The organism is Stenotrophomonas sp. 05N423 (assembly GCF_056397145.1).
Genome location: NZ_JBFTMV010000002.1, coordinates 486,294 through 510,327, shown reverse-complemented (window position 1 = coordinate 510,327; position 24,034 = coordinate 486,294). Strand labels below are relative to the sequence as shown.

Annotated in this window: 17 protein-coding genes; 4 read left to right on the top strand and 13 right to left on the bottom strand. The window is 68.3% G+C overall.

Annotation, left to right across the window (positions count from 1 at the left end):
• Nucleotides 1-16: 16 nt before the first annotated feature.
• The 4 genes from AC1DGW_RS06165 to prfB all read right to left on the bottom strand — a co-directional run bounded on the left by AC1DGW_RS06165 (nt 17) and on the right by prfB (nt 6,202).
• Nucleotides 17-2,194 (bottom strand): response regulator, encoded by a 2,178-nt coding sequence (locus AC1DGW_RS06165; protein WP_478020584.1) that lies wholly within the window; start codon nt 2,192-2,194, stop codon nt 17-19.
• Between the two features lies 1 nt (nt 2,195).
• A complete protein-coding gene (gene rpfG / locus AC1DGW_RS06160) occupies nt 2,196-3,257 on the bottom strand; it encodes a cyclic di-GMP phosphodiesterase response regulator RpfG (RefSeq protein WP_478020581.1) in 1,062 nt (353 codons plus the stop codon).
• Between the two features lie 195 nt (nt 3,258-3,452).
• Nucleotides 3,453-4,970: a lysine--tRNA ligase gene (lysS, locus tag AC1DGW_RS06155; protein WP_478020579.1), complete on the bottom strand. Its 1,518-nt coding sequence runs from the start codon at nt 4,968-4,970 to the stop codon at nt 3,453-3,455.
• A 106-nt stretch (nt 4,971-5,076) separates the two neighbouring features.
• Nucleotides 5,077-6,202, bottom strand: a protein-coding gene (gene prfB, locus AC1DGW_RS06150) for a peptide chain release factor 2 (protein WP_478020576.1) whose coding sequence is annotated in 2 segments (ribosomal slippage) — nt 5,077-6,126 and nt 6,128-6,202 — 1,125 coding nt in all. Because the reading frame shifts where the segments join, the coding sequence is not laid out codon by codon here.
• A 167-nt stretch (nt 6,203-6,369) separates the two neighbouring features.
• On the opposite strand from prfB, the gene AC1DGW_RS06145 reads away from it, so the two are divergent.
• From AC1DGW_RS06145 to AC1DGW_RS06135, 3 genes are all read left to right on the top strand, one after another.
• On the top strand, nt 6,370-7,521 hold the full coding sequence (locus AC1DGW_RS06145) for a PPC domain-containing protein (RefSeq protein WP_478020573.1): 1,152 nt from the start codon (nt 6,370-6,372) through the stop codon (nt 7,519-7,521).
• A gap of 121 nt (nt 7,522-7,642) precedes the next feature.
• The gene (locus AC1DGW_RS06140) at nt 7,643-8,992 is read left to right on the top strand and encodes an ABC transporter substrate-binding protein (RefSeq protein ID WP_478020562.1); all 1,350 of its coding nucleotides are present in this window, start codon (nt 7,643-7,645) and stop codon (nt 8,990-8,992) included.
• A 553-nt stretch (nt 8,993-9,545) separates the two neighbouring features.
• Nucleotides 9,546-11,129, top strand: coding sequence for an EAL domain-containing protein (locus tag AC1DGW_RS06135; RefSeq protein WP_478020560.1), 1,584 nt, complete (start codon nt 9,546-9,548; stop codon nt 11,127-11,129).
• Between the two features lie 4 nt (nt 11,130-11,133).
• Here the strand turns inward: AC1DGW_RS06135 and recJ are convergent, their stop codons facing one another.
• From recJ to AC1DGW_RS06090, 9 genes are all read right to left on the bottom strand, one after another.
• Nucleotides 11,134-12,861: a single-stranded-DNA-specific exonuclease RecJ gene (gene recJ, locus AC1DGW_RS06130; protein ID WP_478020558.1), complete on the bottom strand. Its 1,728-nt coding sequence runs from the start codon at nt 12,859-12,861 to the stop codon at nt 11,134-11,136.
• Nucleotides 12,854-13,798 (bottom strand): phosphoglycerate mutase, encoded by a 945-nt coding sequence (locus AC1DGW_RS06125; RefSeq protein ID WP_478020556.1) that lies wholly within the window; start codon nt 13,796-13,798, stop codon nt 12,854-12,856. Before AC1DGW_RS06125 ends, recJ begins: the two co-directional genes overlap by 8 nt.
• A 108-nt stretch (nt 13,799-13,906) precedes the next feature.
• Entirely contained in the window at nt 13,907-14,371 is a 465-nt protein-coding gene (gene greA / locus AC1DGW_RS06120; protein WP_478020692.1) for a transcription elongation factor GreA, read from the bottom strand.
• Between the two features lie 8 nt (nt 14,372-14,379).
• Nucleotides 14,380-17,622 carry a carbamoyl-phosphate synthase large subunit gene (carB, locus tag AC1DGW_RS06115; protein WP_478020554.1) on the bottom strand — a complete coding sequence of 1,081 codons (3,243 nt, stop codon included), beginning with the start codon at nt 17,620-17,622 and terminating at the stop codon, nt 14,380-14,382.
• A 109-nt stretch (nt 17,623-17,731) separates the two neighbouring features.
• Nucleotides 17,732-18,859, bottom strand: a complete 1,128-nt coding sequence (gene carA, locus AC1DGW_RS06110; protein ID WP_478020552.1) for a glutamine-hydrolyzing carbamoyl-phosphate synthase small subunit — start codon at nt 18,857-18,859, stop codon at nt 17,732-17,734.
• Nucleotides 18,860-19,065: 206 nt separating this feature from the next.
• Entirely contained in the window at nt 19,066-19,794 is a 729-nt protein-coding gene (dapB, locus tag AC1DGW_RS06105; protein ID WP_478020549.1) for a 4-hydroxy-tetrahydrodipicolinate reductase, read from the bottom strand.
• Between the two features lie 172 nt (nt 19,795-19,966).
• Nucleotides 19,967-20,221: a DUF6587 family protein gene (locus AC1DGW_RS06100; protein ID WP_478020547.1), complete on the bottom strand. Its 255-nt coding sequence runs from the start codon at nt 20,219-20,221 to the stop codon at nt 19,967-19,969.
• Nucleotides 20,221-22,086 carry a ferrous iron transporter B gene (feoB, locus tag AC1DGW_RS06095; RefSeq protein ID WP_478020545.1) on the bottom strand — a complete coding sequence of 622 codons (1,866 nt, stop codon included), beginning with the start codon at nt 22,084-22,086 and terminating at the stop codon, nt 20,221-20,223. The genes AC1DGW_RS06100 and feoB overlap by 1 nt, the downstream gene beginning before the upstream one ends.
• Nucleotides 22,083-22,328 carry a FeoA family protein gene (locus tag AC1DGW_RS06090; protein ID WP_478020543.1) on the bottom strand — a complete coding sequence of 82 codons (246 nt, stop codon included), beginning with the start codon at nt 22,326-22,328 and terminating at the stop codon, nt 22,083-22,085. Before AC1DGW_RS06090 ends, feoB begins: the two co-directional genes overlap by 4 nt.
• 363 nt (nt 22,329-22,691) lie before the next feature.
• Here AC1DGW_RS06090 and AC1DGW_RS06085 point away from each other — a divergent pair, with 363 nt between their 5' ends.
• A complete protein-coding gene (locus AC1DGW_RS06085) occupies nt 22,692-23,918 on the top strand; it encodes a serine hydrolase domain-containing protein (protein ID WP_478020541.1) in 1,227 nt (408 codons plus the stop codon).
• Nucleotides 23,919-24,034: the final 116 nt, after the last annotated feature.

The window sequence follows — 24,034 nt, the reverse complement described above, 5'->3', positions numbered from 1 at the left end:
TGGGCGGCGATGGAGCTCAGCCGGTCACGTCGTCGTGCGGTTGCGCGCGCCCGCGGGCGCGCGCGTCCAGCGCCTGGCGTCCCTCCTGCAGCGCGGCACCGATGCGCGTGTGCAGCGGCTTCCATTCGCCCTTGAGTTGCCAGTCTGCCATGCGCATCAACTCTCCCCCCTGCCGGGCGACTTTCAGCAACCCCAGGTTGGCGGCCACGCCCTTGATCGCGTGGGCGTGTTCGCGCAGCCGTGTCCAATCCTCGCCCTGCGCATCGCCGGGCAAGGCACCGATGCCGCTTTCCAGGTCTTCCAGGCACTGGCGCACGAACTCGCGCTCGAAGCCCTTGCCCATGCCCAACGCCGTCAGTTCGTCGAGCACGCCGGTATCGAGCACGGCATCGCCATCGGCCACGGTGGGAATCACCGCGGCCATGTCGCGGCTGCCGACGGCTGCGCCGCTGGCGATGTCGGCCATGGTTTCCAACAGCCTGGCCGCCACCACCGGCTTGGCCATGAACGCGTGCGCACCGGCCTGGTTGCAGCGCTGGATCGCTTCGGGCGTGACATCGGCGCTGAGGATCACCACCGGCGTGCGCGGGCCGCCCCCGGCCTGCATAACGCGCAGCTGTCTGAGCAGATCCAGGCCGCTCATGCCCGGCATGTGCAGGTCGGTGATGGCCACGTCGAAATCGCGTGCGGCCATCGCATCCAGCGCCTCCTCGGCCCCTTGCACGCAGGTGACGCGGTGGCCAGCCTTCTGCAGCAGCCGCTGCAGAACCATCCGGTTGGCCTCGTGGTCGTCGGCGACCAGGATGTCCAGGCTGCGCACGCGCGCGCGGTGGCGGCGGAACGGATCAGTGAAGGCGATGACGTTGCCGGGGTCCTCGGTGGTCGCCGGTTCCGCCTCCGCCGGTGCCTCGCCATCGGTCGCCACCGGCGCCACGGCGCGGCCCAGCGGCAGTTCCACCCAGAAGCAGCTGCCGGCCGGCAGGTTCTCGCGGTAGCCGATCTCGCCGCCCATCGCCTGGGCCAGGCCCTTGGCGATCGCCGTACCCAGGCCGGTGCCCTCATGGCGCCGGGCCATGGAAACATCGGCCTGCTCGAACGCGTCGAACAAGCGCGGCCGAAGCGAAGGCGCCACGCCGATGCCGGTGTCGAGGATCTCGAAACGCAGCCGCAGCGGCCCGCCCTCCGCGGACGGGCTCACCGACACGCGGATCTCCACCTGGCCGTGATCGGTGAACTTGACCGCGTTGCCGGCCAGGTTGAGCAGGATCTGGCGCAGGTGGCCGACGTCACCGTGCAACCCATCGGGTACGCCGGACTCCACGAACACCCGGTAATCCAGCCGCTTGCCGCGCGCCTGCGGCCCCAGGATCAGGCCGATCGACTGGACCAGCTCGGCCAGCGAGAAATCCTGCGCGTTGATGCGCAGCTTGCCGGCCTCGATGGCGGAGATGTCCAGCACTTCCTCCACCAGCGCCAGCAGGGTCCGCGCCGAGGCCTGGATCGTACCCAGGCATTCACGCTGCTCATCGTCCAGGCGGGTGGTGGCAAGCAGTTCGGTCATGCCCGACAGGCCATTGAGCGGCGTGCGGAACTCGTGGCTCATATTGGCCAGGAAGCGGCTCTTGGCATCGCTGGCGCGGCGCGCTTCGGCCATGGCCTCGGTCAGCTGCCGCAGCAGGCTGGAGAAATACAGCGGGATCGCGGCCAGCCCGACCAGCAGGCCGATGCCCAGGCCCAGGTTGCGCTGCCAGTAATCGCTCAGCGCCAGAGTGATGCCGAAACTGGCGGTGGCCATGACCACGGCGAGCATCAGGTAGCGGTTGCCGAAACGCATGCCGTTGCCGACGGTCACCCACATCACCACCACGTAGATGCAGGCCATCGGTTCGCCGATGGTGCTCATCGCCGCGGACATCAGCGCGTAGTCGTCGACCATGCCGAGGATGCGGCGCAGGTCCGAGCGCCCGGGCTTCCACAGCAGCCAGCCCATCAACGCCAGCGACAGGCCCTGCGCGATCAGGATCAGGACGATCACCAGCCGCAGCTGCGCCGGCGGCAGGCTCCAGCGGCCGGCCGACAGCAGCACGTAGCACAGGATCAGCGCGATCATCACGATGCGCACCAGCGCCTGCGCGTGCTCGCTGTCCCCGCGTTGCCGCAGGCGCTGCCGGAGCCAGGCGAACGCGCTCGTCATTTCAGGCTTCCGGTCTCGGGAAGGCCGCCGAGTAGCGCGCGCAGACCTCTTCCAGCCGTTCGCGCGCCTGCAGCAGCGCATCGACGCAGCGCGGGCAGAACAGGCGCCCGCGCTGGGCATAGAGATAGGCCAGCGCGGCGTCCATCGACCAGGCTTCCTTGTAGGGACGCGGCGACAGCAGCGCGTCGAACACGTCGGCCACCGCGACGATGCGCGCCTCCAGCGGGATCGCATCGCCGACCAGGCCATCGGGGTAACCGCTGCCATCGAAGCGCTCGTGGTGGCGCAGAGCGATGGTCGCGCCCATCTGGATGAAGCGGTTGTTGCTGCCGCTGAGCAGTTCGTGGCCGATGCGCGGATGGCGGCGCATGACCGCCATCTCCTCCTCGTCCAGCTTGCCGGACTTGAGCAGGATGGAATCGGGGATGGCGATCTTGCCCATGTCGTGCAGCGGCGCGGCCATCTCGATGGTGCGCACGTCCTCGCTGGGCAGGCCGAGCTCGTCGGCAATCAGCCCGGCGACGTGGGCCATGCGCTCCAGGAAGGCGCTGGTACCGGCATCGCGGTACTCGATGGCGCGCGCCAGCCGCGACAGCGTCTCGCGCTCGCGCTCCTCGACCTCGTGCATGCTGGCCAGCAGGCGCTGTTCCAGCGACAGTGCGCGCTGGCGCACGCTCTGGCTGTGGCGGCGCAGCTGCAGCAGGTTGTTGCAGCGCGCACGCAGTTCGCGCGGCCGGATCGGCTTGACCAGGAAGTCGATGACCCCGGCTTCCAGCGCGCTCTGCCGCAGCGGTTCGTCGCCGACCACGGTGATCAGCACGATGGGCACATCGCGGTTGCCGGGCAGGCGCCGGAAGCGCTGCGCGAACTCCAGGCCGTCCATGTTCGGCATGCGGTAGTCGAGCAGCAGCAGGTCGGTCTCGTGCGACTGGCACCAGGCCAGCGCCTCCAGCGGATCGGCGAAGTCGTGCACTCCGAGTTCCGGCGAGATGTCTTCCAGCACATGCCGCACCATGCTGCGGGCCGATGTCTGGTCGTCGACGATGACGATTTCCAAGCGCATGTGACTGTCTGTCCGATGAAACCGCTGTTGCCGGGAAGGGAGGCTCCCGGCACGCCGCGCCTCCTCACCGGCCCTTGCGGGCACGATCCGGCGGACATCGCATCATCAACTGCATGCGCCGGCCCTGCAATACGCCGGCGCCCGGGCGATGACCGGAGGCCGGCGGGCGGCGCTCGGGACGGACACCGCCCGCGGTCAGTTTTCCGGGCGCATGTACGGGAACAGCAGCACGTCGCGGATCGAGGCGCGGCCGGTCAGCATCATCACCAGCCGGTCGATGCCGATGCCCAGGCCGCCGGTCGGCGCCATGCCGTATTCAAGGGCGCGGATGTAGTCCGAGTCGTAATGCATGGCCTCGTCGTCCCCGCCCTGCTTGGCCTCCACCTGCGCCTGGAAGCGCGCGGCCTGGTCCTCCGGGTCGTTCAGCTCGGAAAAGCCGTTGGCGATCTCCTTGCCGTTGATGAACAGCTCGAAGCGGTCGGTGTAGCCCGGCTCGGCGTCGCTGGCGCGGGCCAGCGGCGAGACCTCGACCGGGTGATCGGTGATGAAGGTCGGCTGCACCAGGGTGTGCTCGACCGTGGCCTCGAAGATCTCCAGCAGCAGCTTGCCCCAGCCCCAGGAGGGCTTGACCTTGATCTTCAGCCGCTCGCAGTGGCGCAGCAGCGCGTCGCGGTCGGTGCAGTCGGCGGCGCTGATCTCCGGGTTGTGGTGGCGCACCGCCTCGTCCATGCGCCAGCGGCGGAAGGCCGGTGCCAGGTCGATGGGCGCGCCGTCCCATTCCACCGTGGTGGTGCCCAGCACCTGCTGCGCCACGTCGCGGATCACGCCCTCGGTCAGGTCCATCACTTCGTTGTACGTGGCGTAGGCCTCGTACAGCTCCATCATGGTGAATTCCGGGTTGTGGCGGGTGCTGACGCCTTCGTTGCGGAAGTTGCGGTTGATCTCGTACACGCGCTCCAGGCCGCCGACCACCAGCCGCTTGAGGTACAGCTCCGGCGCCACGCGCAGGTACAGGTCCAGGTCCAGCGCGTTGTGGTGGGTGGTGAACGGCTTGGCGGTGGCGCCGCCGGGTATGTAATGCATCATCGGCGTCTCGACTTCGAGGAAGTCGCGCGCGTCCAGCCACGCACGCATGGCGCGGATGATCCTGGAGCGCTTGACGAACACCTCACGCGACTCCGGGGTCACGATCAGGTCCACGTAGCGCTGGCGGTAGCGCTGCTCGACGTCGGCCAGGCCGTGCCACTTGTCCGGCAGCGGGCGCAGCGACTTGGTCAGCAGGCGGATCGCGCTGGCCTTGACCGACAGCTCGCCGGTCCTGGTACGGGTCAGGCCGCCTTCGACGGCGATGATGTCGCCCACGTCCCAGCCCTTGAACGCGGCATAGGCCTCGTCCAGCGCGGTGGCCTGCAGGAACAGCTGGATGCGGCCGGATTCGTCCTGGATCTGGGCGAAGCTGGCCTTGCCCATGATGCGCTTGGCCATCAGCCGGCCGGCCATCCTCACGCTGCGGCCGGAGGCTTCCAGCGCCTCGGCGGTCCAGGTATCGGCGTCGGCGAATTCGGCCTGCAGCGCGCCGGCGAAGTGCTCGCGGCGGAAGTCGTTAGGGTAGGCGATCCCCTGCCCGCGCAACGCCGTGAGTTTCGCGCGGCGCTCGGCGATGAGGCTGTTCTCGTCGGCGGGGGGCTGCTGCGCGGGGGTCTGGTCGTTCATGGCGTTGGCTTGGTGGTTGCGGGGGGAAGGAAACAGGCCCGACCATCATGCCGATGGACGGGCGGGAGGGCGAATGGACGCGGCCGCCCGTGCGGCCGCGCCGTTCTTACGCGTCGATGCGTTTGGAGCCGGCTTCCAGGCCGGACTTGAGGCTGGCCTCGACGAACTCGTCCAGGTCGCCGTCCAGCACCTTCTGCGTGTCGCTGCGCTCGATGCCGGTGCGCAGGTCCTTGATGCGGCTCTGGTCCAGCACGTAGTTGCGGATCTGGCTGCCCCAGCCGATGTCGGACTTGGTGGCCTCCACCGCGTCCTTCTCGGCGTTGCGCTTCTGGATCTCCAGCTCGTACAGCTTGGCCGCCAGCATCTTCATCGCGCGGTCGCGGTTGGCGTGCTGGCTGCGCTCGGTCTGGCAGGCCACCACCGTGTTGGTCGGCACGTGGGTGATGCGCACGGCCGACTCGGTCTTGTTGACGTGCTGGCCGCCGGCGCCGGACGAACGATAAACGTCGGTCCTCAGGTCGGCCGGATTGATGGTGATGTCGATGTTGTCGTCCACTTCCGGCGACACGAACACCGAGGTGAAGCTGGTGTGGCGGCGGTTGTCCGAATCGAACGGACTCTTGCGCACCAGCCGGTGCACGCCGATCTCGGTCTTCAGCCAGCCATAGGCGAAATCGCCTTCCACGCGGAAGGTCGCCGACTTGATGCCGGCCACGTCGCCGCCGGAGACTTCCAGCAGTTCGGTCTTCCAGCCGCGGCTCTCGGCCCAGCGCAGGTACATGCGCAGCAGGATTTCGGCCCAGTCCTGGGCTTCGGTGCCGCCAGCGCCGGCCTGGATGTCGACGAAGGCGTTGGCCGAGTCCATCTGCCCGGAGAACATCCGCTGGAACTCCAGCTTTTCGATCTGCACCTGGTACTTGTCCAGGTCGGCGACCACGGCCAGCGCGGTGTCTTCGTCCTGCTCGCTCTCGGCCAGGTCCAGCAGTTCGCCGCATTCGACCATGCCATCGAGCACGGTGGCGATGCCGACCACGTTCTTTTCCAGGCTGGAACGTTCGCGGCCCAGGTTCTGGGCGTATTCGGCGTTGTTCCAGACGTCCGGGTTTTCCAGCTCCCGGGTTACTTCCTCAAGACGCTCTTTCTTGGCGTCATAGTCAAAGATACCCCCTGAGCGAGACCACGCGATCGGTCAGATCGGTGATTCGCTGGCGGATGGGATTGAGTTCGATCATGGTCGGTCCATGCAGGTGCAGACAAGCCGGCAATTCTAGCATCGCGCACCCGCCTCGTCGGCGATGCAGGAAGCGGGCCTGGTTCTCACGGAACGACCGGCGCTTGCCGTTAGAATCCCGGCCAGCCGTGCCCCCGCGCGGCCCTTTCAACCGACAAGGATTCTCGCTTGAATACACGCCCCACCCGCCTGTTCGCCGCCCTTTCCCTGATCACTCTGGCCCTGGCCGCCTGCCAGAAGCCCGGCGGCGGTGGCGACAATGCCCCCAGCCTTGCCGTGGGCGACAGCGTCTCCGGTGAAATCACCTCTTCCAGTCGCCTGAACTACAACGACGGCAGCCGCCACCAGGGCTACAAGGTCACCCTGAAGAGCGGCCAGGCCGTCGCCCTGGAGCTGGGCGGTTCGCTCAACGGCCAGCTGTCGGTGTTCGACGGCCAGAGCCTGCTGGCCACCGCCTCCGCGCGCGGCTACGAAGGCGAAGCCGGTTCGGGCGACGTCAGCCTGGCGTTCAAGGCGCCGAAGGACGGCACTTACCTGGTGGCGGTGAACAGCGCCGGTTCGGATTCGTTCGGCCCGTTCAAGCTCAGGAGCAGCGCGGTCACTCCGTACGACGGCAAGCCGCTGGGCGCCGACAGCGAGGCCATCGACTGGCTGATGGGCGACAGGCAGGACTACAAGTTCAAGGTGGACAAGGCCGGCATCTACACCATCGGCATGGAGTCGGGGGCGCTGGATTCCTACCTGCACCTGACCGGCCGCAACGTCGACATCGAGGATGACGACAGCGGCAACAACCTCAACGCCCGCATCCGCGCCTACCTGGAGCCGGGCGACTACACCATCGGTGCTTCGTCGCTGAACGGCAGCACCGGTTCGTTCAAGCTGAAGGTCGGCCTGACTCCGGTCGACAAGGACCTGATCATCCGCGACGGCAGCGCCCTGACCATCGGCCAGGCCGCGCAGGGCATGGTCGATTCCCGCGGCCGCCGCAGCTTCGTGCTCAACCTGGACAGTGCGCGCCACCTGCAGTTCGATGCCGTCGCCGACAACTTCGACTCGGTGCTGCGCATCAGTGGCCCCGGCATCGATGCCGAGGACGACGATGGCGGCAACGGCACCAATGCCCGCCTGACCCTGCACATGGGCCCGGGCCGCTACACCGTGACCGTCTCCAGCTTCGGCAGCCAGCAGGGCGTGTTCGAGCTGGAAACCACCGACATGGGCGGCGACATGGCCGCACCGGCCAACAGCAACCGCAAGGACGCCGCCGACGCGGCGGCCGAAGCTGCGGCTGCCGCGTCGGCCGCGGTAGCGAACTGACCGCTCCCGGCCGGCGGGCGAGTGCCTGCCGGCCGGAGCTTCCCCACCGGCCACTTCCTGTCCGTTCGCGCGCAGCGTCCGGCGGTGGCCGTTCCCTGTTCCAAACCAAGGAAAAACCATAGTGAAGCGACTCGCAGCAGGATTGCTGACCCTCGCCATCGCCGCCAGCCTGAATTCCCCCGTTCATGCCGCACCCGCCGCCCGTCCGCTTGCCAGCAATGGCGAGACCTCGGGCGAAATCACCTCCGCCACCGCGCTGAACTACAGCGACGGCAGCCGCAGCCAGTTGTTCAGCCTGCAACTGGCCGCCGGCCAGGCGGTGTCGCTGAAGCTGGAAGGCCCACTCAACGGCACGCTCGCCGTGTTCCACCGCGACCAGCTGGTCAACCGTACCGGCTCCGGCTGCAACTGCAGCGGGAGCAGCCAGCTCAGCGTGCGCGCCGACAAGGCCGGCCAGTATCTGATCGCAGTCAGCGGCGCCGACGCGAACGCCTTCGGTCCGTTCCAGCTGACCGCCACGCCGATCGTCGCCTATGACGGCAAGCCGCTGGTCGCCGGCAAGCGCATCGCCGACTGGCTGGTCGATTCCCGCCAGACCTATGCGCTGCAGGTCGACAAGCCCGGCCTGTACACCATCAACCTGGAATCGGACGCCTTCGACACCGTGCTGGGGCTGAGCGGCAATGGCGTGGAGCTGGAAGACGACGACGGCGGCAACAACACCAATTCCCGCCTGGTCACCCCGCTGCAGCCGGGTCGCTATACGTTGAGCGCCGGCGGTTTCAGCCAGAACAGCGGCGCGTTCTACCTGAACGTGGAGCAGGCCGATCTCCCGGAGGGGCTGGCGTTCGAGGACGGCCACGCCCTGCCGATCGACGACATGGCCAGCGGCTTCATCAACGGTGGCGACACCCGCAGCTTCGTGTTCTCCCTCCCCGACCGTCGCCGCGTGCAGCTCGACGCCAGCAGCCGCGACATCGATACCTTCCTGACCCTGCAGGGCGCCGACATCACACTCAGCGACGACGATGGCGGCGGCGGGGTCAATTCGCGCCTGTCGCAGGTGCTCGACCCGGGCGAATACAACGTCTCGGTGCGTTCGGTGAACGGCCGCGGCGGCATTTTCCAGCTCGCCAGCAGCACCGCGCCGGCGCCGGATGGCCCGACCCGGCCGGTCCTGACCCTGGGCCGCGAGACCAGCGGCCAGCTGATCCCCGGTTCGCGCAGCCTGTACACGCTCGACATCCCGCGCAAGGGCCGCTATGTCATCAGCATGACCGGCAGCAACGGTCTGGACGGCATGGTCACCCTGATGCGCGACGGCCAGGAAGTCGCCTCGCAGGACGACAGCGATACCAGCCTGGACCCGCAACTGGAAATCGAGCTGGAAGCCGGCCACTACGTGCTGATGGCGCACAGTTTCGACCCATCCGCTGCCGGCGCCTACCGGCTGATGGTCCGTCGCAAGTAAGCAATCACCCGGGGGGCGGCCCTGCCCGCCCCCCGGCAGATTTCAAAGCCGGCAGCAGCGCACTCGTAGGAGCGCACTTCAGTGCGCGATGAGGCTTTCCCGGTAGAGCCCCATCGCGCACTGAAGTGCGCTCCTACACGCTCCTGCATGCTTTCGCCGCCGCGCGCACGCAGCCAGGCCCGGTAACGGCGGCTGCACGGCGGCCCTGCCGTCGCGCAGATGGACGCGGGCGGCGCGGACGAGGCTCGACGCCGGCAACTGATCCCGCGCCCGCGCTGGTGCCGGGGATATTCCTGGTCTACATTCGACGGCAGGCCGCCTTCACGGTTTCTTCATCCGAAGTTCCCGTCATGGCGGTCCGGTGGGCCGAGGCTGGCATGGGGATGCCTGGCTTGGTCCGTCCGCGATCGCAACCGATCCATCACGCACCAGGGCCAGGCCACGCGCAGGGAAGCGGGCGCCATCGCAGGGGACGGACCGCCCGGTACCGGTGCGCAGCGCCCGCAAAGCCGTCCCCGAATGGCACCACGGACAGCGCCGGACATCTCTCCGCATGACCCTGCTGGAACACAGGAAACGCCGCCCGCCGCTGTTGTCGCTGACGATGGCGCTCGTCATCGCCCTGCCGACATTCGCCGCGCTGCTGTTCGCCTACCGGGAAAGCCTCGGCGGGTTCCAGGAAATCGCCGCGCTGATGACCCGGCAGGTGGTCGCCCGCACCGACGCTGTCGGCATCCAGATGCGCAAAGGGCTGGCCGGGCTGTCGCCACTGATGCAGGGTGATCCGTGCACCCCGGCCGGCATCGCGCTGATGCGCGAAACGCTGCTGCGCTCGGACATGCTGGCCGATGTCGGCTATGTACACGACGACCGGCTGGTCTGCTCCAGCTTCGGGCCGCAGGACCGGCCGCTGGAGCAACCGGCGTTCAGGAGCCGCAATGGCTATTGGCTGCGGCGCGGCGTGCGCCTGCACGATGCCATGGACACCACGCTGGTCGCGGCCACCGACCCGGCCAGCGGCCTGACCCTGTTCACCCATGAAAATGCCGTCCTGAACATCATTCCCACCGACCAGCCGTGGCAGGTGGCGGTGATCGGGCATGGCGCCAAGGACACCGTGCTGGCGCAGCACGGCGCTTTCGACGCACGCTGGCTCGGCCGGGTCGATGCCGGGAATTCGGGCTTCTTCGTCCAGGGCGGCCACCTGGTGGCCTGGGAACACTCGCGTATCGGCGCCTACACCGTGTTCGCCGCCCTGCCCTACGGCACCTGGGAGAAGAGCTGGATCAAGGCATCGCTTCTCCTCGGCGGCATCGGCCTGGCGCTGGGCGTGTTCCTGGCCAGCCTGATGACCCGCAGCATCAAGCGCAGCAGTTCGCTGCGCTCCCAGTTGCGCCGTGCGCTCAAGAGCGAGGAACTGTTCCTGGAGTACCAGCCGGTGGTGGAGCTTGCCTCCGGCCGCTGGGTGGGCGCCGAGGCGCTGATGCGCTGGCGGCGCCCCAACGGCGAGATCATCGGCCCGGCCCTCTTCGTCCCGATAGCGGAGAAGAACGGATTCGCGCCGGAACTGCGCAACCGGCTGATCCAGCTGCTCGAACGCGACGCGCCGCCGCTGTTCGCGCGGCATCCTGCCTTCCACATCGCGCTGAACTTCAGCGCCAACGACCTGGGCGACCCCACCGACATCCTGGCGCGCCTGCAGCAGGCGACGACGCGCATCGGCGCCACGCCGCGCAACCTCATCGTCGAGATCACCGAGATGGTGTGCATGGATGCGGACAACGCCAGCGCCGCCATCAACACCCTGCACCAGGCCGGCATCAGCATCGCCATCGACGACTTCGGCACCGGCTATTCCAGCCTGTCGCACCTGGCCCAGCTCAGGTTCGACTACCTCAAGATCGACAAGTCCTTCGTCGACTCGATCGGGACCGGTTCGGTCACCCGCAACATCATCGACCACATCATCGCGATGGCGAAATCGCTGGGCACGATGACCGTCGCCGAAGGCGTCGAAACCCAGGCGCAGGCCGATTACCTGCAGGAACACGGCGTCCAGTACGCGCAGGGCTGGCTCTACGCCCGGTCGATGCCGATGGACGAACTGCTGGCGCGGCTTGCGCAGCGCGGCGACTGAAGCGTCACCCCGCCTGGCAGTGCTCGACGATCAACTGGATCGCACCGCCGCCCCGGTAATCGTCGCCGACCAGCCGATAGGCCAGGTGCACATGGCGGCCCGGTGCGTTGCCGGTCCAGCCACCGAAGTGGATGGCGTTGAGCGTACCGGCCATGCCGGGCAGGCGCAGTTCCAGCTTCAGGTGGCGCTCCTTGAGCACCCGCCATTGCGCGACCTCGAAATGGCCGTCGAACAGCGGTTCGGGGAAGCCCTGCCCCCAGGGCCCGGCCAGGCGCAGCGCCTCGGCGTGGCGGAAATCCAGTTCGGCGGCGGACAACTCGCCATCGCTGAGCAGGTGTTGCTGCAGCAGCGCCGGGTCCAGCGTCGCCAGCACCTGCTGCTCGAAGGCGCTGCGGAAGGCATCCAGCCGCTCCAGCGGCAGGCTCATGCCCGCTGCCATCGCATGCCCGCCGAAACGTTCGATCAGGCCGGGATGCCGCGCATCCACCGCGGCCAGCGCGTCGCGGATATGGAAACCGGGAATCGAGCGTGCCGAACCACGCAGGACATCTGCGCCCGGCTCGGCCGGTGCGAAGGCGATCACCGGGCGGTGCAGGCGGTCCTTCATCTTCGAGGCCACCAGCCCGACCACGCCGGGGTGCCAGTCCGCATCGAACAGGCAGGCCGTGATCGGGCGCCCGCCGCTGTCATCCAGCAACACCCGCGACACCGCCAGTTCCGCATCGTCGGTCATCGACTGCTGCACCGCGCGGCGCTCGGCGTTGATCTCTTCCAGCAGCGCGGCGATCTCGCGCGCCTGCGCGGCGTCCTCGGTCAACAGCAGCTCGATGCCCAGGGCCATGTCCTCCAGCCGCCCGGCGGCATTCAGGCGCGGCCCGAGGGCGAAGCCGATGTCGCTGGCGGTCAGCCGGCGCGCGTCGCGACCGCTGGCTTCGATCAACGCCCGCAGGCCCACGCAGCCCTGCCCCGCACGCAACCGGCGCAGGCCCGCCGCCACCAGCGCCCGGTTGTTGTCGTCCAGTACGACCAGGTCGGCGACGGTACCCACCGCCACCAGGTCCAGCAGCGGGGTCAGGTCGGGGCCCTTGCCGTCGGCGAACGCGCCGGCCTCGCGCAGGTGCCGCCGCAGCGCCATCAACACATAGAAAATGACGCCGACACCGGCCAGTGCCTTGCTCGGGAACGCGTCGCCGCCGAGGTTGGGATCGACGATGGCATCGGCCGCCGGCAGGTGTTCGCCGGGCAGATGGTGGTCGGTCACCAGCACCTGCCAGCCCAGCGCCTTGGCCGCGGCGACACCGGCATGGCAGGCGATGCCATGGTCCACCGTCACCAACAGGTCCGGCTGCAGCGTGGCCAGTTCGGCCACGAGCGACGGCGACAGGCCATAGCCATGCACCATGCGGTTGGGCACCGCGTGCACCACGTTGCCCGCACCGAGCAGGCGCAGGCCGCGCACGCCGACCGCGCAGGCAGTGGCGCCATCGCAGTCGAAGTCGCCGACGATCAGGATGCGTCTGCCTGCGGCGATCGCCGCGGCCAGCAGTTCCACCGCGGCCTGCATGCCGCCGAGCAGTTCCGGCGCGTGCAGCTGCGCCAGCTTCGGCTGCGCCTGTTCGGGTGAGCGCACGCCGCGCGCGGCATAGATGCGGCGCAGCAGCGGCAGCGTCCCCTCGTCCCACGTCCCGCCTTCGACGGCGTCGCGACGGACGATCGTCAATGCCTCACTCATCACGCAGCGCCGCCTGCGGCTTCTTCCAGAAACGCCAGCGCTGGCCGCGATGGATGCGGTAACGCACGCCGTCCTCGAAATCGAGCTGCAGCTCGCGCAGTTCGCCGCGGCCGATGGCATCGAGCAGCGGAGCGATGGCATCGCGGGTGAGCTGGTCCAGCGAACGCAGCTGGCGCAGGTCCACCAGCGCATCGACGGTCCGGCTGTCATCGGCGCCCGGGCCGTCGACACGGACCCCGGCCATCGCCGCCAGCCCCTGCAGCAGCGCGTCGCGGCTGCGCACCTGCGCATGCCCGGTGCGCACCGACTGCGGCAGGCGGCCGGCGCCCCAGAACCACAGCGAGTTGACCGTGCGCTTGCCCTGCGCGACGCGCGCCTCGTTCCACGGGTGCTGGTGCAGCGCCACCTGCGCCTCGGTCAGCAGCGCCCGCCAGCGGCGGCCGTTGTCGCCCCCGGGCAGGTGTTCGAACAGGTCGTCGCCGAGCGCGGTGTCGGGCGCGGTGAATGCGGGTAGCGGCGTGTCGTCGGGCAGGCGCAGGTACCAGCGCGACGGCGACGGCGCGTCGAGCTGGAAGCCGAAGCCGGCGAACAAGGGCTGCAGCGCCGGCAGCAGCGCGGCCGTGTCGGCCGGCTCCAGGCGCAGGGTTTCGGCCCAGGCCATCAGCCGCGCGCCCTGCATGTCCGGCATTACGTTGGCCGGATCGGCGCGCAACCACAGGCTGCTGGCGGCATCACCGGCGTCGACCTGGCGGGTCAGCGCGGCCACCGGCCAGGCATCCGGCTGCACCTCGAAATGCCGGCGCAACTGCGCCGACTCACCGGCTTCGCCCTCGCTGCGCTCGGCGCGGCCGAGCGCGGTCGCCACGTGTGCCGGCAATGTGCCGCCCGGGAAGCGGTTGCGGGCGGGCAGCAGCAGGGTAGCTTTGGCGTGGGTCATGGCTTGCGTTGCTTCCCGTCGGGACACTCAATGTAGATGCGGGGCTTGCCCCGCATGTGGCATCACCACCGGGAAGGTATCGTGCGGGACAAGCCCCGCACCTGCCCGTCAGTCGAGATACTCGACACCGACGATCTCGTACTCACGCTGGCCGGCTGGCGCGGCGATGGCGACGGTGTCGCCCTCGTTCTTGCCGATCAGCGCACGCGCCACCGGCGAGGAAATGGCGATCAGGCCCAGCTTGATGTCCGCTTCCAGGTCGCCGACGATCTGGTAACGCTTTTCCTCGTCGCTCTCCACGTCGGCCAGCGTCACCGTCGCGCCGAACACCACCTTGCTGCCGGCATTGAGCTTGCTGATGTCGATGATCTCGGCATGCGACAGCTCGCCTTCCAGCTGCTTGATGCGGCCTTCGATGAAACCCTGTTCCTCGCGCGCGGCGTGGTACTCGGCGTTCTCCTTCAGGTCGCCGTGCTCACGTGCCTCGGCGATCGCGGCGATCACCTTCGGGCGCTTGTCCGACTTCAGGTGGTCCAGTTCGTCGCGCAGGCGCTGCGCGCCCTTCAGGGTGATGGGGGCTCTCATGCGTTCAACTCCTTGTGCAGTTCCTGCAGCGACCAGACCGGGCCGGTGCCGCGGAATTCCAGCGATTGCACCAGCGCCTTGGCGCCGGCCACCGTCGTCGAATAGGTGACGCGCTGCTGCAGCGCTTCACGGCGGATCGAGAACGAGTCGTTGATCGCCGCACGGCCTTCGGTCGTGTTGACGATGTAGACGATCTCGCCGTTCTTGATGCTGTCCACGATGTGCGGACGGCCTTCAACCACCTTGTTGACCACTTCGCAGGCGATGCCCTGCTGTTGCAGCCATGCGGCGGTGCCGCGGGTGGCGACCACCGAGTAGCCGCGCTCGACCAGGCCCTGCACCGCCGGCAGCACGCGCGGCTTGTCGGCGTCGCGCACCGAGATGAAGGCCTTGCCCGGCGGCGGGGTCTTGATGCCGCCGGCTTCCTGCGCGCGCGCGAAGGCGGCGCTGAAGCTGCGGCCCACGCCCATCACCTCGCCGGTGGAGCGCATCTCCGGCCCGAGGATCGGGTCCACGCCCTGGAACTTGGCGAACGGGAAGATGGCTTCCTTCACCGAGTAGTAGTCCGGCACGATCTCCTTCGTCGCACCCTGCTCGGCCAGGCTCATGCCGGCCATGCAGCGGGCGGCGATCTTGGCCAGCGCCATGCCGGTCGCCTTGGACACAAACGGCACGGTGCGCGAGGCGCGCGGGTTCACTTCCAGCAGGAAGATCACGTCGTTGCCGTCGGCATCGGTCTGGATCGCGAACTGGGTGTTCATCAGGCCGACGACCTTCAGTGCCTTGGCCAGCTCGGTGACCTGGCGGCGCAGCTCCGCCTGGGTCTGCGCCGACAGCGAGTACGGCGGCAGCGAGCAGGACGAGTCACCGGAATGCACGCCGGCCTCTTCGATGTGCTCCATCACGCCGCCGATCAGGACGTTGCCTTCACGATCGCAGATGATATCCACGTCGGCCTCGACGGCGGCGTCCAGGAAGTGGTCCAGCAGCACCGGCGAGTCGTTGGAGACCTTGACCGCGTCGCGCATGTAGCGGGCCAGGTCGGCTTCGCCATAGACGATTTCCATCGCACGGCCGCCCAGCACGTAGCTCGGGCGCACCACCAGCGGGAAGCCGATCTCGCGCGCCAGCGCCTGCGCCTCGTCGGCGGTGCGCGCGGTGCGGTTCGGCGGCTGCTTCAGGCCCAGCTCATTGACCAGCTTCTGGAAGCGCTCGCGGTCCTCGGCCAGGTCGATGGAGTCCGGCGAGGTGCCGATCACCGGCACGCCGTTGGCTTCCAGCGCACGCGCCAGCTTGAGCGGGGTCTGGCCGCCGTACTGCACGATCACGCCCTTGGGCTGCTCCAGCTCGACGATCTCCAGCACGTCTTCCAGCGTCAGTGGCTCGAAGTACAGGCGGTCGGAGGTGTCGTAGTCGGTGGACACGGTTTCCGGGTTGCAGTTGACCATGATGGTTTCATAGCCGTCCTCGCGCAGGGCGAGCGCGGCATGCACGCAGCAGTAGTCGAACTCGATGCCCTGGCCGATGCGGTTGGGGCCGCCGCCGAGGATCATGATCTTGTCGCGGTTGCTCGGGTTGGCCTCGCACTCGTCCTCGTAGGTCGAATACAGGTAGGCGGTGCTGGTGGCGAACTCGGCGGCGCAGGAGTCCACGCGCTTGTACACCGGGCGCACCTTGTGCGCGCGGCGCAGCGCACGGATCGCCGCCTCGTTGGTGCCGGTCAGCTGGGCCAGGCGCGCGTCGGAGAAACCGGCGCGCTTGAGCGTGCGCAGGCGCTCGCCGTCCAGCGCGTCGATGCCTTCGGCATGCACCTGCTTCTCGTCGGCGATGATGTCCTCGATCTGGTCGAGGAACCACGGATCGATCCAGGACAGGCCATAGACGTCGCCCACGCTCATGCCGGCGCGGAAGGCGTCGCCCACGTAGAACAGGCGCTCCGGGCCGGGGGCCTTCAGTTCGCGCTTGAGCGTGGTGATGTCGTCCTCGCTGCCCAGGTCCAGGCCGGTCGGATCAAGGCCGATCTTGCCGGTTTCCAGCCCGCGCAGCGCCTTCTGCAGCGATTCCTTGAAGGTACGGCCCATCGCCATCACCTCGCCCACCGACTTCATCTGGGTGGTCAGGCGTGCGTCGGCGGCCGGGAACTTCTCGAAGGCAAATCGCGGAATCTTGGTGACGACGTAGTCGATCGACGGCTCGAACGAGGCCGGGGTCAGGCCGCCGGTGATCTCGTTCTTCAGCTCGTCCAGGGTGTAGCCCACGGCCAGCTTGGCCGCGACCTTGGCGATCGGGAAGCCGGTGGCTTTGGAGGCCAGCGCCGAGGAACGCGACACGCGCGGATTCATCTCGATCACCACCACGCGGCCGGTGGTCGGGCTGATGCCGAACTGCACGTTGGAGCCGCCGGTGTCCACGCCGATCTTGCGCAGCACGGCGATGGAGGCGTCGCGCAGGCGCTGGTATTCCTTGTCGGTCAGGGTCTGCGCCGGGGCCACGGTGATCGAGTCACCGGTGTGCACGCCCATCGGGTCGAGGTTCTCGATCGAGCAGACGATGATGCAGTTGTCCGCGGTGTCGCGGACCACTTCCATCTCGAATTCCTTCCAGCCCAGCACCGATTCCTCGACCAGCACTTCGGTGGTCGGCGACAGCTCCAGGCCGCGGTTGACGATCTCGACCAGTTCTTCGCGGTTGTAGGCGATGCCGCCGCCGCTGCCGCCCAGGGTGAAGGACGGACGGATGATGGTCGGGTAGCCGACGCGGGTCTGGATCTCCAGCGCTTCTTCCAGCGTGTGGGCGACGGCGGCCTTCGGGCACTCCAGCCCGATCTCGCCCATCGCCACGCGGAACAGCTCGCGGTCCTCGGCCATGCGGATGGCGTCGCGCTTGGCGCCGATCAGCTCGACGTTGTACTTCTCCAGCACGCCGTGGTCAGCCAGGTCCAGCGCGCAGTTCAGCGCGGTCTGGCCGCCCATGGTCGGCAGCAGCGCATCCGGGCGCTCCTTGTCGATGATCTTCTCGACCGTCTGCCAGTTGATCGGCTCGATGTAGACCGCGTCGGCCATTTCCGGATCGGTCATGATCGTGGCCGGATTGGAGTTGACCAGCACCACGCGGTAACCCTCGTCGCGCAGGGCCTTGCACGCCTGCGCGCCGGAGTAGTCGAACTCGCAGGCCTGGCCGATGACGATCGGGCCGGCGCCGATGATCAGGATGGTTTTTAGATCGGTGCGCTTTGGCATTTCAATACTCGCATGGGGGCTGCGGCGTGCCGCAGTGAGTGAAAACGTGCGCTGGAAGGCCGCATCCGTCGCGGCCTTGCCGGAACGGGAGGCCGGTCCGGCGATTGGATTACCTGGCCTGGCCCATCATCGCGATGAACCGGTCGAACAGCGGCGCCACGTCGTGCGGGCCGGGCGAGGCTTCCGGGTGGCCCTGGAAGGAGAACGCCGGCGCGTCGGTGCGCTCCACGCCCTGGATGGTCTGGTCGAACAGCGAGCGCTGGGTGACCCGCAGGTTGGGCGGCAGCGTGCTTTCGTCGATGGCGAAGCCGTGGTTCTGCGAGGTGATCATCACCCGGCCGCTGTCGATGTCCTGCACCGGGTGGTTGGCGCCGTGGTGGCCGTGGCCCATCTTCATGGTGCGCGCGCCCGAGGCCAGGCCGAGCAGCTGGTGGCCCAGGCAGATGCCGAAGGTCGGGAGCTTCCGGTCAACGAACTCCTTGATCGCGGCGATGGCGTAGTCGCACGGTTCCGGGTCGCCCGGGCCGTTGGACAGGAACACGCCGTCGGGGTTCATCGCCAGCACGTCCGCGGCCGGGGTCTGCGCCGGCACCACGGTGAGATCGCAGCCGCGCTCGGCGAGCATGCGCAGGATGTTGGTCTTCACACCGAAGTCATAGGCCACCACCTTGAACTTCGCCTCGGCCTGGACGAACCGGCCCTTGTCCAGGTCCAGCTGGCCCTCGGTCCACGGATAGGCCTTGGCGGTGCTGACCACCTTGGCCAGGTCCATGCCCTTCAGGCCGGGGAACTTGCGCGCCGCTTCCAGCGCCTTTTCCACATCGATGTCCGGGCCGGCCATCAGCGCGCCGTTCTGGGCGCCGCGCTCGCGCAGGATGCGGGTCAGCTTGCGGGTGTCGATGCCTGCGATGGCGACCACGCCGCGCTGCTGCAGCCACTCCGGCAGCGACTGCTGGTTGCGCCAGCTGCTCGGACGGCGCGGCACGTCGCGCACGATCAGGCCCGCCGCCCACACCTGCGATGCCTCATCGTCCTGCGCGTTGGTGCCGGTGTTGCCGATGTGCGGATACGTCAGGGTGATCATCTGCCTGGCGTAGGACGGATCGGTCAGCATTTCCTGGTAACCGGTCATGGCGGTGTTGAACACCACCTCACCCACGGACAGGCCGGGCGCGCCTACGGATTCGCCCTCGAATACGGTGCCGTCTTCGAGCACGAGGATTGCGGCTTGGGTCACGGGAATCTCACTTTGGCTACCGAGGGGGCTCCGAAGCCACGCCTGCGCTCACGGCAAAAACCGGTTGCAAAAAAGCGCGGACGGCGGTGTGAAACCGGTCCGGCTGACGTGATTCGGCGAGCGGGAATTGTAATGGCATGGGCGCCACCGGCGCCAGCGCCGCGTAGGCGGCCGCCAGCCCGCCCTACCCTCCGGCCGGCGCCTGTTCAGCTGGCGCCGGCGCCCACCAGGTCGCGCACGGAATAGCGCCCCGGCGCCCGTCCGTGCAGCTGCCGCGCCACATGCAGGGCGCCACGGGCGAAGATGTCGCGGTTGGTGGCACGGTGGACCAGCTCCACCCGCTCGCCCAGCCCGGTGAACTGGACCAGGTGCTCGCCGATGATGTCGCCGGCGCGCAGGCTGGCGTAATGCGGCTCGGCTCCGCCATGGCGGGCCGACTCGCCCAGGGTCAGGGCGGTACCGGAAGGCGCATCCTTCTTGTGCACGTGGTGCGACTCGACGATGTCGCAGTCCCAGCCCGGCAGGCTCGCCGCGGCACGCTCCACCAGCTCGGCCAGCACCGCCACGCCGAGGCTGAAATTGGTCGCCCAGGTCAGCGGGATCCGCTGCGCCGCGGCGTCCAGCGCCGCCTGCTGCATCGCGTCGATACCGGTCGTACCGGAGACGAACGCCGCCCCGCGCGCCACGCACAGCGCCAGCACCGGGTCGAAACCTTCCGGCAGGCTGAAATCGATGGCCGCGTCGAATGCCGGCGCACCGGACAGTTCGCTGGCGGCGAAGTGCGGTACGCCGTCGATCACGCGCTGCGCCGGCGCCTTGCGCACCACGGCAGCAACGACCTGCAGCGAAGGGTCTGCCGCCGCCAGCCGCAGCAGGGCCTGGCCCATGCGACCGGAGGCGCCATGGATCAGCAACCGTGTGGGAGTCTCGTTCATAACCCGCAAACTACCGCCTTGCAGCGACCGGAGACAAGCAGCGGCCGCATGATCCGAATCGCTGGCGGATGTACCTCGACCGCCGGAAACAACCGCAGGCGCGATGCATGCCGCGATCGGGCCGTCCCGGCGAGCCAGTCGCGACGTGGGTCGCGCCTGCCGGGAGGCTCCGTCAATGCTGCCTGGGTGGAGTCGGCCCGCAGCCATCGCAGCCGCCGCAGGCGCTGTCGCCGCCGGACGCGGCCGGCGCCAACCGGCGCCCCAGCGCCTGCAGCCGCGGCGAGCGCTGCGGCTTCAGCAGCCACAACGCCAACGCCCCGCGCAGCCGGCGCACGGTGCCAGGGAACTGCTTCTTCAGCACCACCCACGCGCTGACCAGCACGGCCAGGGCGATGATCGCGTACTGCAGCAGCAGGCCCCGGTCCATCAGCCCGCTCCCAGCGCCACGGCGACCTGGTAGGTCACCAGCGAGGCCAGCCAGGCCGCGGCGAACAGGTAGCCGGCAGCGAACGCCATCTGCTTCCACGAGTTGGTCTCGCGCTTGATCGTGGCCAGCGTGGAAATGCACATCGGCGCGTAGATGTACCAGACCAGCAGCGACAGCGCGGTGGCCAGCGACCAGCCGTCGCTGATCAGCGGGGTCAGCGCCTGTGCCGCCGCATCGTCGTCGGCCGCCGACAGCGCGTACACCGTGGCCAGCGAGGCCACCGCCACTTCGCGCGCGGCCAGACCGGGAATCAGCGCGATGCATATCTGCCAGTTGAAGCCCAGCGGCGCGAAGAACACCGCCATCGCATGGCCGATGCGGCCGGCGAAGCTGTAGTCGATGGCCGGCAGGGTGGCGTCGGCCGGCGCTGCCGGGAACGACAGCAGGAACCACAGCAGGATGGTCAGCGCCAGGATGATGCCGCCCACGCGCTTGAGGAAGATCATGCCGCGCTCGTACAGGCCGACCGCCAGGTCGCGCGCATGCGGCAGGCGGTAGGACGGCAGTTCCAGCAGCAGCGGGTGCTCGCCCTTGTCGCGGCGGAACTTCTTCATCGTCCACGACATCGCCAGCGCGCTGAGGATGCCGGCGGCATAAAGGCCGAACAGCACCAGCCCCTGCTGGTTGAACACGCCCCATACCGTCTTCTGCGGAATGAACGCGCCGATCAGCAGCGCATACACCGGCAACCGCGCCGAGCAGGTCATCAGCGGCGCGACCAGGATCGTCGCCAGCCGGTCGCGGGGGTCCTGGATGCTGCGCGTGGACATGATGCCCGGCACCGCGCAGGCGAAGCTGGACAGCAGCGGGATGAACGAGCGCCCGGACAGGCCGGCTGCGGCCATCATCCGGTCCAGCAGGAAGGCCGCGCGCGGCAGGTAGCCGGATTCCTCGAGCGCCAGGATGAAGAAGAACAGGATCAGGATCTGCGGCAGGAACACCACCACGCTGCCGACGCCGGCGATGATGCCGTCCACCAGCAGGCTGCTGAGCGGTCCTGCCGGCAGGGTCGAACCAACGAACCCGCCGAGCCAGGCGAAGCCGGCCTCGATGCCGTCCATCAGCGGCGTGGCCCAGGCGTAGACCGCCTGGAAGATCAGGAACATCACCACCGCCAGGGTCAGCAGCCCGAACACCGGGTGCAGCAGCCAGCGGTCCAGCGCGTCGTCGATCTTCGCCGTGCGCGTGGGCATGCGCACCGCCGTGGCGAGGATGTTACGGACCTGGGCATGATGGTCGGCGGCCGGCACGACCTGCGGCGGCGCCATGGACGCCAGCTGCGGCATCATCGCGTCGATGCGCGCGACCAGTTCGCTGGCGCCGTTGCGGCGCACCGCCACGGTTTCCACCACCGGCACGCCCAGCGCCTGCTCCAGCGCCGCCACGTCGATCTCGATGCCGCGCCGGCGCGCGGCGTCGACCATGTTCAGCGCCACGATCATTGGTTTTCCCAGCTCGCGCACTTCCAGCGCGAAGCGCAGGTGCAGGCGCAGGTTGGTGGCGTCGATCACGCACACCAGCGCGTCGGGCGCGGCCTCGCCGGGGTAGAAGCCGCGGCACAGGTCGCGGGTGATGGCCTCGTCCAGGCTCGCCGGTTGCAGGCTGTAGGCGCCCGGCAGGTCCAGCACCGCGTATTCACGCCCGGACGGTCCGCGCATGCGCCCTTCCTTGCGCTCGACGGTGACGCCGGCGTAATTGGCCACCTTCTGCCGGCTGCCGGTGAGCTGGTTGAACAGCGCGGTCTTGCCGCAGTTGGGATTGCCGACCAGGGCCAGACGCGACACGACGGTCGTCGCTGCGCTCATGCCGCATCCTCCTTCGTGATCCGGACGCGGGCGGCCTCGCTGCGCCGCAGCGCGAAGCGGGTGAAACCGACCTGTACCAGCAGCGGCTCGCCGCCCACCGGCCCGCGCGCGACCACGCGCACGTCCTCACCATCGACGAATCCCAGTTCCCTCAACCGCCGGGCGATCGCATCATTGGCATGCAGGTCCTGCACCGCCTCCACCTGCGCGGGTGCATGCAGCGGCAAATCTGACAACGTCACTGAATGGCGCCTTTGAATGAGTTGATAAGAATGGTTATCAATTCTAGCACCGCCGCGCCGCGTCTTGCTGCCCCGGACGCTCCGCCACGATCCGGGCGCCCGGGCACGCGTGGAATCCGATGGCTCCGAGGCCCTGAGCGACCATATGGCCGCGGCCAGGCCGGACTCCCATTACCACTCAGCCGCACCATGCCGGCGGCCTCCCCCAGCCCGACGGATCGGGCGGCACCGCCGGGCAAGCCCGACCCACAGGAAATGCCCAAGACCGTATTCCGGCTCCTGCTTTCGGCGGCCATGGCCACAGCCCCGGACAAACACAAGCGCGGGAGCGGACGCAGGCGTGGGATTCGGCGATCGGCTATCGTGAGCGCCCTTGCCGCCCTCCCCTTCAAGCGCCGACGCATGCAAGCGATTTCGATGATTGTTCGGAACAGGCGGTGGCTCCACGGCTTCGCCTTGTCCGCCGCGCTCCTGGCCGCGGGCTGCGCGGGGAAGCATGCGCCAGCGAAAGACCTGGGGGCGGACATCGATGAGGTCGCCGCAACGCTGATCGAGCAGCCGTTGCTCCACTCGACCTCGATCGGAGTCGTCCATCGCGGCAAGCAATTCATCCGTCATCGCGGCGACATGGAAGCCGGGAAGCCCGGCTTTCCGACCGATGCGACCCTGTATGAAATCGGATCACTGAGCAAGACCCTGGCCGGCACCCTGATGGCCAATGCCGTGCTGGAGCACAGGGTGGGTCTGGACGACGATGTCCGGATGTATCTGCACGGGGACTATCCGAACCTGCAATACAAGGGCGATCCCATCCGCGTCCGCCACCTGCTGTCGCATACCAGCGGCCTGCCGAACATGTTGCCGGAACGCGCGAACACGGTACTCGCCGACTTTACCGATCAAGGTACGCCCGGCGAACTCAATGCCATCTACACGGGCTACGGCAAGGCCGATTTCTTCAGGGACCTGCACGCCGTCGAGATCGGCCAGGCACCCGGAAAGGACTACGCCTATTCCAGTACCGGAACCGAACTGGTCGCGCATATTCTGGAGACGGTCTACAAGAGCGACTACGAGTCGCTGCTGCGCGGATTCTTCCGCGGTTCCGCGGCGATGCCCGGCCTCAGAATCAGGCTGGATGACGCCGAAGCCACCCGGCTTGCGGTCGGCTATCACAGCGACAACCCGGTACCGACCACGCCGATGCCGCAACTGCCCTGGGGCGCCTCCGGAAACGTGAAGGCGACCGTCCCGGAAATGATGAAATACCTTGAATTCCAGCTGGGCGGCGGGCCCGTCGCGACGGAATCGCACCGTCCCCTCGTCGAATTCGATCCGGAATTCAGCATCGGCTATTTCTGGAACATCGTCAGCGGCGACCGCTTGAAGGGCGTCTACTACGCCCACCATGGCGGCGTGCCCCGCTCGCAGTGCTACATCTACATCATGCCCAAGTACGATCTCGGCATATTCGTCATCACCAACCAGAGTGGCGACCAGACCGCGCGCGCCATGGAGGTGGCGATCGATACGCTGGTCGAGAGAATCGCCGCGCGGGAGGATGCCGAAGATCCGGGTCGGCCCCGGTAGCGTCGGCAGGCCGTGGCCTCTTCGATGTCCTTGGCCTTCCGCGCAAGGCGCCCCAGTCGCAGGCATTGGCAATCACGCCGCGCAAGCCGTTGAAGAACTGAATCCAGGCGAACGAC